Annotated in this window: 14 protein-coding genes; 5 read left to right on the top strand and 9 right to left on the bottom strand. The window is 66.6% G+C overall.

Translation table 11 applies throughout. The annotated features are described in order from the left end of the window. Nucleotides 1-43: 43 nt before the first annotated feature. From ctaD to ATJ97_RS00820, 5 genes are all read left to right on the top strand, one after another. Nucleotides 44-1,828, top strand: a complete 1,785-nt coding sequence (gene ctaD, locus ATJ97_RS00840) for an aa3-type cytochrome oxidase subunit I (RefSeq protein WP_098482123.1) — start codon at nt 44-46, stop codon at nt 1,826-1,828. Nucleotides 1,829-1,922: 94 nt separating this feature from the next. Next, nucleotides 1,923-2,306, top strand: a complete 384-nt coding sequence (locus tag ATJ97_RS00835; RefSeq protein WP_098482122.1) for a DUF488 domain-containing protein — start codon at nt 1,923-1,925, stop codon at nt 2,304-2,306. Between the two features lie 26 nt (nt 2,307-2,332). Continuing rightward, on the top strand, nt 2,333-2,677 hold the full coding sequence (locus ATJ97_RS00830) for a carboxymuconolactone decarboxylase family protein (RefSeq protein ID WP_211287009.1): 345 nt from the start codon (nt 2,333-2,335) through the stop codon (nt 2,675-2,677). Between the two features lie 146 nt (nt 2,678-2,823). Continuing rightward, the gene (locus tag ATJ97_RS00825) at nt 2,824-3,318 is read left to right on the top strand and encodes a hypothetical protein (RefSeq protein WP_098482220.1); all 495 of its coding nucleotides are present in this window, start codon (nt 2,824-2,826) and stop codon (nt 3,316-3,318) included. A gap of 56 nt (nt 3,319-3,374) precedes the next feature. After that, nucleotides 3,375-3,989 (top strand): class I SAM-dependent methyltransferase, encoded by a 615-nt coding sequence (locus ATJ97_RS00820; protein WP_098482120.1) that lies wholly within the window; start codon nt 3,375-3,377, stop codon nt 3,987-3,989. Between the two features lie 270 nt (nt 3,990-4,259). Here the strand turns inward: ATJ97_RS00820 and ATJ97_RS00815 are convergent, their stop codons facing one another. The 9 genes from ATJ97_RS00815 to ATJ97_RS00770 form a co-directional block, all read right to left on the bottom strand. After that, on the bottom strand, nt 4,260-4,589 hold the full coding sequence (locus tag ATJ97_RS00815) for a helix-turn-helix domain-containing protein (RefSeq protein WP_211287001.1): 330 nt from the start codon (nt 4,587-4,589) through the stop codon (nt 4,260-4,262). Beyond that, a complete protein-coding gene (locus tag ATJ97_RS00810) occupies nt 4,586-5,350 on the bottom strand; it encodes a DUF2975 domain-containing protein (protein WP_098482119.1) in 765 nt (254 codons plus the stop codon). The genes ATJ97_RS00815 and ATJ97_RS00810 overlap by 4 nt, the downstream gene beginning before the upstream one ends. Nucleotides 5,351-6,124: 774 nt before the next feature. After that, nucleotides 6,125-6,745, bottom strand: a complete 621-nt coding sequence (locus ATJ97_RS00800; RefSeq protein WP_098482118.1) for a recombinase family protein — start codon at nt 6,743-6,745, stop codon at nt 6,125-6,127. A gap of 548 nt (nt 6,746-7,293) precedes the next feature. Then, nucleotides 7,294-7,962 (bottom strand): 2-oxo acid dehydrogenase subunit E2, encoded by a 669-nt coding sequence (locus ATJ97_RS00795; protein WP_098482117.1) that lies wholly within the window; start codon nt 7,960-7,962, stop codon nt 7,294-7,296. Next, nucleotides 7,959-8,798, bottom strand: coding sequence for a class II fructose-bisphosphate aldolase (locus tag ATJ97_RS00790; RefSeq protein ID WP_211287000.1), 840 nt, complete (start codon nt 8,796-8,798; stop codon nt 7,959-7,961). The genes ATJ97_RS00795 and ATJ97_RS00790 overlap by 4 nt, the downstream gene beginning before the upstream one ends. Before the next feature lie 4 nt (nt 8,799-8,802). Continuing rightward, complete coding sequence (locus tag ATJ97_RS00785) at nt 8,803-10,335, bottom strand: FGGY family carbohydrate kinase (RefSeq protein WP_098482115.1); 1,533 nt, start codon at nt 10,333-10,335, stop codon at nt 8,803-8,805. 55 nt (nt 10,336-10,390) lie between these two features. Beyond that, nucleotides 10,391-10,633 carry a lipoyl domain-containing protein gene (locus tag ATJ97_RS00780; RefSeq protein ID WP_098482114.1) on the bottom strand — a complete coding sequence of 81 codons (243 nt, stop codon included), beginning with the start codon at nt 10,631-10,633 and terminating at the stop codon, nt 10,391-10,393. A gap of 30 nt (nt 10,634-10,663) precedes the next feature. Further along, nucleotides 10,664-11,659: an alpha-ketoacid dehydrogenase subunit beta gene (locus ATJ97_RS00775; RefSeq protein WP_098482113.1), complete on the bottom strand. Its 996-nt coding sequence runs from the start codon at nt 11,657-11,659 to the stop codon at nt 10,664-10,666. After that, the gene (locus ATJ97_RS00770; protein ID WP_211286999.1) at nt 11,656-12,669 is read right to left on the bottom strand and encodes a thiamine pyrophosphate-dependent dehydrogenase E1 component subunit alpha; all 1,014 of its coding nucleotides are present in this window, start codon (nt 12,667-12,669) and stop codon (nt 11,656-11,658) included. The genes ATJ97_RS00775 and ATJ97_RS00770 overlap by 4 nt, the downstream gene beginning before the upstream one ends. Between the last annotated feature and the right edge of the window lie 20 nt (nt 12,670-12,689).

Genomic DNA, 12,689 nt, shown 5'->3' with positions numbered 1-12,689 from the left:
GGCGCTCCGTGCGCCCCGACCATCAGCCCTGAGGGGGCCGAAGATGGCTACCACCGCTGAGTTCCGCACCCACGCCGTACCAGGCCTGCCACCGGGCAAGCAGCGGTGGGGCAGGACGGTGGTCTCGTGGCTGACCTCCACCGATCACAAGGTGATCGGCTACATGTATCTGGTCACCTCGTTCATGTTCTTCATCGTCGGTGGCGTGCTGGCAGTGCTGATCCGGGCGGAACTCTTCGCCCCGGGCCTGGAGCTGGTGCACTCCCACGAGCAGTACAACCAGCTGTTCACGATGCACGGCACGATCATGATGCTGCTGTTCGCGACCCCGCTGTTCGTCGGCTTCGGCAACATCATGGTCCCGGTCCAGATCGGCGCCCCGGACGTGGCCTTTCCGCGGCTGAACATGCTCGCCTACTGGCTCTATCTCCTCGGTGGCCTGGTCGTCGTCGCGGGCTTCCTGACCCCCAAGGGTGCGGCGAGCTTCGGCTGGACGGCCTACAACCCGCTCTCCAACGCCGTCTTCTCCCCGGGTCTCGGAGCGGACCTGTGGGTCTTCGGCCTGGCGATGACCGGGTTTGGGACCATCTTCGGTGCGGTCAACTTCGTCGCCACGATCATCACGCTGCGCGCCCCCGGCATGACGATGTTCCGGATGCCGATCTTCACCTGGAACGTGCTGATCACGTCCCTGCTGGTGCTGATGGCCTTTCCGGTGCTGGCCGCCGCCCTCTTCGGCCTGGGCGTCGACCGTGTGCTCGGCGGGCAGATCTACAACCCGGAGGCGGGCGGGGTGCTGCTGTGGCAGCACCTGTTCTGGTTCTTCGGCCACCCGGAGGTCTACATCATCGCGCTGCCGTTCTTCGGCATCGTCACGGAGGTCCTGCCCGTCTTCTCCCGCAAACCGGTGTTCGGCTACAAGGGACTGGTCTTCGCCACCATCGCGATCGCGGCGCTGTCGATGTCGGTGTGGGCGCACCACATGTTCACCACCGGCGGGGTCCTGCTCGCCTTCTTCTCCCTGATGAGTTTCTTCATCGCCGTGCCCACCGGGATCAAGTTCTTCAACTGGGTCGGCACCATGTGGCGGGGCAAGCTCACCTTTGAGACACCGATGCTCTTCTCCCTCGGGTTTTTGGTGACGTTCCTCTTCGGTGGGCTCACCGGGGTGGTGCTGGCCAGTCCGGCGATGAACTTCCAGGTCCATGACACCTACTTCGTGGTGGCGCACTTCCACTACGTCGTCTTCGGCACCGTGGTGTTCGCGATGTACTCCGGCTTCTACTTCTGGTGGCCGAAGTGGACCGGCCGGATGCTCGACGAGCGCCTGGGCAAGCTCAACTTCTGGTTGCTGTTCATCGGCTTCCAGACGACCTTCCTCGTCCAGCACTGGCTCGGCGTGCAAGGCATGCCCCGTCGCTACGCCGACTACATGCCCGAGGACGGTGTCCAGCTCTACCACCAGATCTCCACGGTCGGCGCCGTCATCCTGACCCTGTCAACGCTGCCGTTCCTGTGGAACGTCTACATCACCCAACGCGGCCCGCGAACCGTGTTCGTCGACGACCCGTGGGGCTTCGGCAACTCCCTGGAGTGGGCCACCGCCTGCCCGATCCCGCGACACAACTTCACCGCACTGCCGCGCATCCGTTCCGAGCGCCCCGCCTTCGACCTGCACCACCCCGAGATCGCGGCGATGGCACCGACCGGGCACAACCGCGACCTGCTGGAGTCCATCTACGCCGGCGCAGAAACCGAAGGCCAGACCCAGGTGATCGACCAACGCGCCACGCACGACGAGCCGGACGAGCCAGGCGGCGGTCGATGAAGTCGGCCGGACGGTCATGGCAGCCCCGCTGTGCCTCGGTGGCAGAGCCCGGTGGTGTCTCGGGCTCGAGGAATTTTGAGGAGAGGAAGCTGTCATGGCGCACAGTCATGAGGTGAGGGTCCGCCGTGCGTACGAGGAGCCGGGACCGGGCGATGGTGCGCGCGTGCTGGTCGACCGCATCTGGCCCCGAGGGGTGAGCAAGGACAGGGCTGGCTTGGACGAATGGTGCAAGTCGATCGCGCCGTCGACGGAGCTGCGCAAGTGGTACGCCCACGACCCGGCACGTTTCGAGGAGTTCGCACGCCGCTACCGCGCCGAGCTCGACGAGCCCGAGCGTGCCGCAGCCCTCGAGCACCTCCGCGACCTGGCCGAGCGTGGGCCACTGACGCTGATCACCGCCACGAAGCACGTCGACATCAGCGAGGCCACGGTCCTCACCACCCTCCTCCAGGTACAGACCCGTAACCACAGACCCTAAAAAGGAGAGAGCCCGTGGAGGACACGATGTACCACCGCACCACTCCGGAGCTGGCCGCTCGGCGCCGCGAGCTCGCGCCGGGCATCCACGAGGCCTTCGAGGAGTTCAGCCGCGCGGTGTTCGCCGACGGCGCGCTGCCGGAGAAGACCAAACAGCTGATCGCCGTTGCGGTCGCGCACGTGACCCAGTGCCCGTACTGCATCGACGGGCACACCAAGCTCGCCCAACGCAAGGGGGCGAGTCCCGAGGAGATCATGGAGGCCATCTGGGTCGCCGCCGAGATGCGCGCGGGCGGCGCCTACGCCCACGCCACTTTGGCACTGCACGCCATAGCCGAGGACGCGCCCCACGTGGCCGCTAGATCGGTGTGAACAACAACGCCCGGCCCGGGACCCGGCATCTACATTCACGGCGGCGCGACGCCACGGGGACGCCTGTCATCCCGGGCGGGTTGAGTCTCGACCGGCACGCGGTACGCCCGAGCCGCCCGTCGAAAGGAACGGCGGGAGACCAAGTGATGCCAGAGCTCGCCACCACAACCGATGAGGACCTGCAGCACCGATGGCACGCGATGGTGCCCTTCGTGTCGGTTGGCCTCGTCTGCATCATCGTCGGCGGGCTCGTCGCTGCCGTCACCGGTCCGACCGGCTTCGAGGACGGCTCATGGGCCGCCGCCTATCTCGTGCTCGTCGCGGGAGTCGCCCAGCTCGGCCTGGGTGTAGGTCAAGCACTGGTCCCGGCTCGGCTGCCGACCCCACGCACGAGGGCCTGGGAAATCGTGATGTGGAACGCCGGTAACACCGCCGTGCTGGCTGCGACACTCGCCGGCACCCCGGTGCTCGTTGCCGCCGGCGGTCTGGTCCTGATCGTCGCGCTCGCGCTGTTCGCCCACGCGGTCAGGGGGCCGCGCACGGGGAGCGCCGTGTTGTTCGTGGCCCACTTGCTCCTCGTGTGCGTGATCGCTGTCAGTATCCCGGTGGGCCTCGTGCTCTCGGTCCTCCGTCATCGTTGAGCTGCACGCAAACTGCGTCCGAACTTCACGTCCGCGTCCGACTTGAAGGTGTCACGATGCTGATGAACTCCGTTGAGACCATTGCGGTGAACAACCCCGCCCGCCGGGCGCTGCAGCGCTACTACGAAATGGCTGTGCTCACCCGACTGGGAGGCCGGGTCGGCGGCGGACGCGTGCTGGAGATCGGCTGCGGGTCTGGCTACGGGACCAAACTGATCTTGGACCGTATGGGCGCGGCCACGGTCGACGCGGTCGACGCGGATCCGGCCATGGTGGCTCGTGCCCGACGTAGGCTGCAGCGCTACAACGACGCCGTGTGGGTTGAATGCGGCGAGGCGCACGACCTGCGGGCAGTGCTCGGCGCCCAGGACGCCACCTACGACGCCGTGTTCGATTTCGCCGCCCTCCACCACATCGAGAACTGGCGCTCCGTACTCGCGGAAACCGCACGAGTGCTGCGCCCCGGCGGACGGTTCTACTTCGTCGAAGTCACCTCGGCCGCCTTGGCACGACCGAGTTATCGCCTCCTGTTCGACCACCCCGAACAAGATCGGTTCGGCGCCGGGCAGTTCCTCGCCGAACTACACCATCACGGCCTTGACCCAGCGGAGCGGTGGAAGACGGCCATCGGATCGGACTACTTGCTCGGGGTAGCAGAACGCCTCACTTGACGAGTCGCAGCAGGGATGGATCAGAACAGCCGCACCCATTGCCGGTGCTGCGGTGATAACGACGTTCAGCAGCTTCTCACTGCACGAACGTTTGGGCGGGACGCCGAATCCGCAAGCCGCGACGTCCCGTACCTGGGTCTGTCTAACTGCCGGGGATATGGGGTCCATAGCGTTCGAGACCTGAGGCTGGTATTCGTCAACCGAGGCTGCGCAGCCGAGCCTCTGATGACCCGCATCCGCGGCGTGGTCTCGCTGGCAGAAGCGCGTGGCTTACAGATGAGGTGCGTGCGAATCTCCATCGTGACGCGCCTGCGCTCTGACAGCCTTCTGCTCAGCGTCAGCTGCGTTCACTCGGTCCCCGGCGCGCCGGTAGGAGAGCAGATCCCCCGGCTGGCAGTTCAGCTCGCGGCAGATCGCGGCGAGTGTGGAGAAGCGCACCGCGCGGGCGCGGCCGTTCTTAAGGATCGAGAGGTTGGCGATGGTGATGTCCACCCGGGCGGCCAGCGCGGTGAGCGTCATCCCCCGGGCTTGGAGGAGCTCGTCGAGGTGGACCTCGATCGCCGACGCGTCGTCGTCGGTGGCGGGTTCGGTCGGAGTCACACCAGCCCCTCGACCTCGTGCTGCAGCTGGGTCCCGAGCCGCAGGATCTCGGCGCCGACCGCGATGCCCAGCCCGATGAGCAGCGGGACGAACGAGATCGTCCAGGTGACGTCGACGGCGCCCGCGAGCGGGGGGCTCTGGAGCACCCCGATCCGGCCCCATGCGCCGGCGATCTCGGCCAGCATCCCACCGATCCCGGCGACGGCGGCGACGGAGTAGACGCGGCGCAGATTCCGGTTCGTGAAGAGGGCGCCGCGGCGCAGGTCCCGCACCATGGCGATCACCAGCAGGAATGCGGCCGCGAGGACGAGCCCACCCAGCAGCTCGGCCCCGGCGACGCCGACGAGCTGGCGGAACGTCATGGGTTCCCAGACCGAGATCTCCACGCCGGTGGGTAGCGTCGCCTCGACGTGCTCGCCGCGTCCGGCCGGCCCCCCGGAGAGTCCGTGCACCAGCGCGGGCGGCACGGTGCCACCCATCTGCTCGACGGCGGTCCGCCACGTGGCGTCCGACAGCCGCGCCGGCACCGATGCCCCCAGCCCCCAGTAAGGCCCCTGCCCGAGTCCGAGCATCGCCGGGCCGAGGATCGGCCGGAGGATCCGTGTCAGCAGCACGACGGCGAGCGAGGCCCACAGGGCGGCCTCGAGAACCACGGCGCCGGCGCGCGCCGCGCCCGCCGACCGCGCGGACTTCCAGGCCCGGGCCGGAGCGGTGAAGGTGGGACGGGACGGACGCCTCGGCGTCGGCTCTGACGCGACCATTGCACATCCTTATTGTTTGTCGATGTTATCGAGAAACAATAGGCCCGGACCTTCGTCGGCGCAAGGGGGGAGGGCCGTGCGCAGGATCTCTCTTGGCGAGGAGCTGGCGGCTGATCGGCGGACCCGGCGATCGGCTCACGAATGATCAATGCCATGACTGACAGACCGAGACTGAGACCGTAGGTGGAGATGGCCAACCAGTCGGGTCTGTCGCCGCGGTAGGGCTGGTCGGCGCGCCTGATGGCGAGTCCCTCGAGGCCGCCGAGAAGGCTCCGGCTTACAGCACGAGCACGGTCAGGAGTCGACGCCCACGGGCGACCCGGCGTGCGGGCCTAAACACCAGGCCGGTCACGTATACGAGGGTGAGCAGTGCCCCGACGGCGGTGAGGTAGAGGTCGGTGGCATGGACGGGGGAAAGGACGGCGGTGTCGGACGGGCAGGCAAAAGGAGAAACGCACTCAACGAGCAGCTGCTCGTCACCACGCCACCAGTCGGGGGCGAGTAAACAAATGTTCCCTGGCTCGTCGGTGCAAATCCTGTGGCGGCGACACCCCCAGGATTCCCTGTCGCCCTGCAACGGCGGTGACTCCTGCTTCAAACCAGCCCAGCCTGTCGAGAATGTCGAATTAACGTTCGGTTCTGAAGCAATCCGGGGAATCAACTGCCGAGCCCCCTGCGCGTCCAAAACCGGCCTCACAACGGTCTTGTCGAGGTGTGTTTTGAGAGGGCGTTTGTGAGGCGCTCGGACGGTCCGACGGCGGAACCCTCGTCCCGTCAGGTCTCACCGTTGGCTGGGCCAGCGTCCGAGCTCGTCTGCATGGTGGTGAGTGGGAGGGCGCGGTAGAGGGTCGATCGGTCGATGCCGAGCCGGCGCGCGACCTGGGCCTTGGGCACGCCGGCCCCGATCCACTCGCGAGCGTTGGCCAGGTCCTGGGCGGTCAGCTTGCGCGCTCTGCCGGTGTAGACGCCTCGCGCCTTCGCAGCGCGGATGCCCTCGGCCTGCCGTTCCTTGGCGATGGCCCGCTCCAGCTGGGCGAAGGACGCCATGATGTTGAGCTGGAAATCCGCGAAGGCGTCGGTGGCGCCCGGCCGGAAGGTGACCCGCTCGGAGAGGAACTCCACGACCACCCCCTTGGCGACCAGCTCGCCCACGATCTGGTTCAGGTCCACGACCGAACGGGCCAGTCGGTCCATCGAGGAGACCACGACCGTGTCCCCCTCGCGGGCGTAGCCGATCAGGTCCGCCAGGGCGGTGCGACCGTCGCGCCGGGCGCCGGACTGCTTCTCCTCGAACAGCCGATGCACCTGGCCGAGCGTGGCGACCTGCCGGGCGAGGTTCTGGTCGGTGCTCGATACCCGCGCGTAACCGATCCGCTGCCCGGTGTGTTGCGTCATGTCTAGACCTTTGCACACATCTGTTGCAGAAGCTCGGAAGTGGGCTTCATGCAGCAGGCAAGATGGCTGGTCACCGGCTGTAGCGTTGGGGTGCACCCAAGTGCAACATCAGCGCGGATGTGCCGGGGAGGCAGCAATCTCGGTGCATGGTCCTCTAGATGAGTGGCCGAGATAGCTACTCCGAAAGTAGTCGAACACCTGGCCGACCCCCAGACGGACTGTCGCGCGATCGACGCTGCTCTTCGCCTCGTAGAGGACGTTCCCGGTGACGTCGTAGGAGTCGGTGACCAACGTGTGGCGCTCCCGGCACCTTGATCCGGACCCGCCGAACCTCATGCCCGCGGCCGCGCAGCCAGGATTCGAACTGGGTCACCTGCTTCGCCTCTTCCCGCACGGCGATCGTCCCGGTCCGCGGAGACTGCTCGAACTCGGTAACGGTGTTCTGCTCGCTTGCCACCAGGGAAACATCCACTCAGGTTTCTTCTCGATCGGTGTTTCGGCATTGCGTGCCTCGACCCGCAAGAGCCGGCGCCCCTCCGGCGCGATGGTCACCTACCCGACTCCAGGGCCGCCTTGAGCTTGGTCAGGAACTGTGCGCCCGTGGCGCCGTCAACCGCTCGGTGATCACAGGTCAGCGTCATCTCCGCCAACGGAAGCCACTGCGGGGCACCGTCGTTCCAGACCTGGCGGTGCTCTGTGCGGCCAACGGCCAGGATGGCAACCTGTGGCACGTTGAGGATGGCGTCGAACCTGTCGACACCGAGCATGCCGAGATTCGAGACGGTGAAGGTCCCACCCACTACGTCCGCCATGCTCAACGATCCGCTGCGGGCGCGTTCGACCACATCCCGTCGGCTGGTGGCCAACTCTTCGAGGTCCTTGCTCGGCACGTCGTGGACGACCGGGACCACAAGGCCGGCATCGGTCGCCACAGCGATGCCGATGTTGACCTGGTCGAAGAGCGTCACTGCTTCGTCGCCATAGTGTGCGTTCACCGCCGGCGTTTGCTGCAGCGCGGCACCACAGGCGGCCAGCAGTGCGTCGGTAACGGTAGCCCCCGGCGCCCGCTCCTTGACCGCCAGGGCATCGGTCATGTCGACCGCGACGGTGAGGTGAAAGACGGGCGCCTGCCATGCCGTGACCATGCGGCGGGATGTCGTGCGGCGGATGCCCTTCAGCGGCTGCGTGGTTCCTTCGAGCGCGAGCGTCGTTGTCATGCTGCTGCCGCCAGCGAAGCTGCGTCTGCGCAGCCGTAGAGCCGCATCTTCTCGACTGTGGCGGCGATCATCCGTTCGCGCCCTTCCGCCATCGCCTCCTCGAGCTGACGGTCTCCCTCGCTCCACACGGCCTCCATGCCGGCGCGGAAGGCGTGGCGCAGGTCAGTGTCGGCGTTGAACTTGTGCACGCCGGCAGCCAGGGCCGCTCGGATCTCCGACTCGGGGACACCAGAGGCGCCGTGCAGCACGAGCGGGATACCGGTGACCTCGCGAATCTTCTCGATGCGCTCGATGTCGAGCGGCTGGGGGGAGGACATCGGCACGCCGTGGACGATGCCCACCGATACGGCGAGGAGGTCGACGCCGGTTTCCGCGACGAAACGCTCCGCCTGCGCGACGTCGGTGTAGTACGAGGACCAGTCGACCTGCTCGTCAGCGTCCGGGATCTTGCCGAGCTCTGCCTCAACAGGGATGCCGAAGTCGTGTGCGACCTCGACCACCCGACGAGTCACCTTGATGTTCTCCTCGAACGGCAGGTGGGCGCCGTCGAACATGACGGAGTGAAAGCCGAGCTTGATCGCCTCGTACACCTCCTCAAGCGGCCCGTGGTCGAGGTGGATGACGAGCTCGGCGTCGCTCTCTTCGGCCACGCGCCGGGTCATCTCGTACGCGGCCCGCAGACCCCGATGGGGAACAATGGCCCTACCGACCTGCAGGAAGACAGGCGAGTTGGCCTGCTCGGCGGCGCGCACCAGAGCTTGTGTCGTCTCCAGGTTGTGCATGTTGAACGCGCCGACCGCGTAACCGCCGCGCACCGCGCGGTCGATGATCTCCATGGGGTTACCCCAAGCCATGATGTGTCTCCTCAAGAGTCTGTGATGTCTTCTGTTGCGCACCCACGGTGCTGATTGCTTCGAGCCATCCGACGTAAAGTTCTTCGCGGCGGTCAACCGGCATCTGTGGTTCGAAGACGCGGTCGACGGACCAGCCCGCCTCCACGTCATCGGGGATCTTCCACACGCCAACCCCAGCTCCGGCCACGTATGCGATTCCTAGAGCGGTGCGCTCGAGCTCGACGGGACGCACCACGGGGATGCCGAGAATGTCGGCCTGGAACTGGCACATCAGGTTGTTCCGGGCCGCACCGCCGTCAACCTTCAGTTCGCTGACGTTCATGCCGCCGGCGACAAACGCGTCCACGATGTCCCGCGTCTGGTACGCAAGCGCTTCCAGACCCGCGCGCACGACATGCTCGGCGGACGTTTCCAACGTCAGGCCCACAACGCTGCCTCGAGCATTCCGTGCCCACCACGGCGCACACATCCCCGCAAAGGCCGGCACCAGGTACACGCCGCCGGAGTCGGGAACGCTCCTTGCGATTGCCTCGACGTCATCGCCGGGACCGAACAGCCGCAGCTTGTCCCGCAACCACTGCACTGTCTGACCGCTGTGGAAAGCCACACCTTCGGCCTGGTACGCGGTCTGCCCGTTGAGCGTCCACAGGACGCTCGAGGTCAGGCCGTCGATCAGCACCGGTTGGCTGCCGCAGTTGGCGCTGAGCACTCCGGTCGTGCCGTAGGTGTTCTTCGCGGTGCCGGCTCCGAATCCGGCCTGGCCGATCATCCCGGCCTGCTGGTCACCGAGCACTGCTGTGATTGGGACCCCGGCGCCGCGACCGCCGAACACGGCGGCAGCGGCCTCGCCGAAGTGGCTGTCCGAGGGCCTTGCCGGCGCCAGGAGCTCGGTGGGAATTCCGCATGCGCGGCAGAGCTCTTCATCCCACTCGAGGTTTGCCAGGTTGAACAGCGCGGTGCGTGAAGCCTCGCTGTGGTCGGTCAGGTGGACCTGCCCGCCGGTGAGGTTCCACAGGATCCAAGAGTCGATCGTTCCCGCGGCAAGTTCGCCCCTTTCGGCGCGCTGGCGCGCTCCAGGGACGTTCTCCATCAACCACGCCAGCTTGGCTGCGGTGAAGAAGGAATCATTGCGCAGCCCGGTCCGGGTGCGGAAAGCCTCATCGAGCCCCTGTGACGACCAGCGTTGCACGATGCCGTCGGTCTGCTTCGACGACCACATGATCGCGTTGTGCACCGGCTGTCCGCTCGTCCGGTCCCAGACCACGACGGTTTCTCGGTGCGTGGTCACGCCCACCGCCACAAGATCCCTCACCGTTGCACCAGTCCTGTCCATGACAGCGAGAACGCTGCGGTGAACGGCGTCCCAGACCGCGAGCGGGTCTAGCTCGACCCACCCCGGGTGCGGCATGAGCAGCTGGAGTTCATTGCGCGCCTCGGCCACGACCCGGCCGTCGAGGTCGACCAGAACCGCACGGGCGCTGGATGAGCCTTCGTCGATGGCGAGGACGTAGCGAGTCATGGTTCTTCTCCGTCAGTTGGACTGGTGGGCTATGCGATCTCGATGATGGCGACCGCTACTCGGTTTCGATGATGGCGATCGGGGTGCGGACCTCGACGGTCTCTCCGGTCTGGACGAGGATCTTGGTGAGGATGCCGGTGGCGGGGGCCTCGAGGCATTCCTCGACCTTCTCGGCCTCGATCTCTGCGAGGTCTTCGTCTTCGGTGACCGCGTCGCCGACGTTCTTCAGCCAGGCGGTGATGGTGCCTTCGCTCATGCCCATGCCCCACTGGGGCAGCAGGACCTCAACTTCAGCCATGTGATCGTTCCTTCTTTCTCGTTGTGTTGGTCAGCCGAGCACGCGCCGCACGGCGGCGGCGATGTTGTCCCTGTTGGGGTAAAGCTGCTTCTCAAGAGCCGGGCTGAACGGGATCTGGGTGTCAGGTGTCGTGACTCGGACGATGGGCGCCTTGAGGGCGTCGAACGCGTCCTCCGCCACGACCGCGGAAATCTCCGCCGCGGCCGAGCATGTGCGGTGTGCCGGATCGGCCACGACGAGCCGGCCGGTCCGGGCTACCGACTCCAGCACGGCATCTGTGTCCAGGGGGACGAGCGTGCGGGGGTCGATGACCTCCACCGAGATGCCGTCCTCCGCCAGGGCGTCGGCCGCGCGAACTGCCTCCGGCACGGCTGAAGAGATGGCGACGACCGTCACGTCACTTCCCGGACGGACGGTGCGGGCCACCCCAAGCGGGATGCGGTACTCCGCTTCGTCAACCTCCTCCTTCATGCCCCACAGCGGGCACGCCTCGAAGGTGAGCACCGGGTCCTCAGAGTCCACGGCGGAGCGCAGCAGGCCCTTCGCGTCGCTGGGTGAGGCGGGAGCGATGATCTTCAGGCCCGGGACATTCATAAACATGGGGTATGGCCGGTCGGAGTGGTGTGCGCCAGTGTTCAGGCCGTAGAACATCGCCGAACGGAACACCACCGGCAGCGAGGCCTGACCGCCGAACATGTACCGGTTCTTGGCGACCTGGTTTACGAACTGGTCCATCGCCATGTACAGGAACGACGAATAGGAGAGGTCAACGATCGGGCGCAGGCCCGTCATCGCCGCACCTGCGGCGGCGCCCACGATGACCTCTTCAGAGATCGGCGTGTTGCGGATCCGGTTACGTCCGAACATCTCCAGGAAGTCGCCCTTGTCCCGACGGGACTTGCCGGCACCCGTGGTGCCATAGACGTTGGCCTCGACGTCTTCTCCGATGATGACGACTCGCTCGTCGGCTTCCATCGCTTCACGCTGGGCCGCTCCGATGGCGCCCAGGTAGCTCATGACCGTCATGCGGGTGCTCCGATCAGCTCAACGGCGCCGCGAATTGGCACCGGCTCGGTGTACAGGTCGGCGAACGCCATCGCCGGGTCGGGGTAGGGCGAGTCCTTGGCGAACGCCTCGGCGGCGTCCACCTCCGCGGCAACCTCGGCCTCAAGAGCATCAAGCTCGGCGTCGGAGGCCACCCCGTTCTCGGCGAGCCAACGGCGGAAGAGGACGATCGGGTCACGCTGCAGCCACGCCGCCTTCTCCTCGGCGTCCCGGTAGTCAGTTCCCAGTCGTAGGCCCTCGGAGTGCTCGTGGAACCGGTAGGTCACAACCTCCACCAGGGAGGGCCCCTCACCAGCCCGCGCCCGCTCCACCGCAGTGTTGACCGCCTCGTACACGGCGAGCACGTCCTGACCGTCCTCCACCCGGACTCCGGGCATGCCGAACCCAGCGGCACGCTCGGCAATCACTCCGGAGGTAACGGTGTGGGCAGGGGTAGACAGGGCGTACTGGTTGTTCTCGCACAGGAACACCACGGGCAACTTCCACACGCCAGCGAGGTTCATACCCTCGTACAGGCACCCCTGATTAGCGGCACCATCGCCGAAGAAAGCCAGCGAAACGCGCTTGTTGCCGAGAACGCTCGCAGAAAGACCGGCACCCACCGCAATCGGGATCGATGACCCCACGATGCCCGACTCGCCGAGCGAGCCCACCGAGAAGTCCGCAAGGTGCAACGACCCACCCTTGCCGCCGCAGACACCGCCGGACTTGCCGACAAGCTCAGCCATCAGCGGACCAAGCGGAGAGCCCTTCCCGATCGGGTGGCCGTGCGAACGGTGGTTCCCCGTCATGTAGTCGGACTCGCCGAGAGCCATGCACGCGCCCACGACCTGAGCCTCTTGCCCGATCGAGGTGTGCACCGTCCCCGGGATGAAGCCGCGCTTGACCATCTTCGACGCGCGCTCATCGAATCCGCGGATGCGGAGCATCCGTCGCTGCATCTCGAGCAGCACCTCTGGCGCTAGACCCATGACCACCCTCCCTTGGGTAA

Origin of the sequence: Georgenia soli, from assembly GCF_002563695.1 — a bacterium.
Lineage (GTDB): Bacteria > Actinomycetota > Actinomycetes > Actinomycetales > Actinomycetaceae > Georgenia > Georgenia soli.
The sequence above is the reverse complement of the archived record's forward strand: the minus strand, read 5'-3'. Positions and strand labels throughout refer to the sequence as shown.

Bases quoted from the DNA above. Each gene is read 5' to 3' on its own strand.
- ctaD (WP_098482123.1), top strand. From the start codon at position 44: ATGGCTACCACCGCTGAGTTCCGCACCCACGCCGTACCAGGCCTGCCA.
- ATJ97_RS00835 (WP_098482122.1), top strand. From the start codon at position 1,923: ATGGCGCACAGTCATGAGGTGAGGGTCCGCCGTGCGTACGAGGAGCCG.
- ATJ97_RS00830 (WP_211287009.1), top strand. From the start codon at position 2,333: ATGTACCACCGCACCACTCCGGAGCTGGCCGCTCGGCGCCGCGAGCTC.
- ATJ97_RS00825 (WP_098482220.1), top strand. From the start codon at position 2,824: ATGCCAGAGCTCGCCACCACAACCGATGAGGACCTGCAGCACCGATGG.
- ATJ97_RS00820 (WP_098482120.1), top strand. From the start codon at position 3,375: ATGCTGATGAACTCCGTTGAGACCATTGCGGTGAACAACCCCGCCCGC.
- ATJ97_RS00810 (WP_098482119.1), bottom strand. From the start codon at position 5,350: ATGGTCGCGTCAGAGCCGACGCCGAGGCGTCCGTCCCGTCCCACCTTC.
- ATJ97_RS00800 (WP_098482118.1), bottom strand. From the start codon at position 6,745: ATGACGCAACACACCGGGCAGCGGATCGGTTACGCGCGGGTATCGAGC.
- ATJ97_RS00795 (WP_098482117.1), bottom strand. From the start codon at position 7,962: ATGACAACGACGCTCGCGCTCGAAGGAACCACGCAGCCGCTGAAGGGC.
- ATJ97_RS00790 (WP_211287000.1), bottom strand. From the start codon at position 8,798: ATGGAGATCATCGACCGCGCGGTGCGCGGCGGTTACGCGGTCGGCGCG.
- ATJ97_RS00785 (WP_098482115.1), bottom strand. From the start codon at position 10,335: ATGACTCGCTACGTCCTCGCCATCGACGAAGGCTCATCCAGCGCCCGT.
- ATJ97_RS00780 (WP_098482114.1), bottom strand. From the start codon at position 10,633: ATGGCTGAAGTTGAGGTCCTGCTGCCCCAGTGGGGCATGGGCATGAGC.
- ATJ97_RS00775 (WP_098482113.1), bottom strand. From the start codon at position 11,659: ATGACGGTCATGAGCTACCTGGGCGCCATCGGAGCGGCCCAGCGTGAA.
- ATJ97_RS00770 (WP_211286999.1), bottom strand. From the start codon at position 12,669: ATGGGTCTAGCGCCAGAGGTGCTGCTCGAGATGCAGCGACGGATGCTC.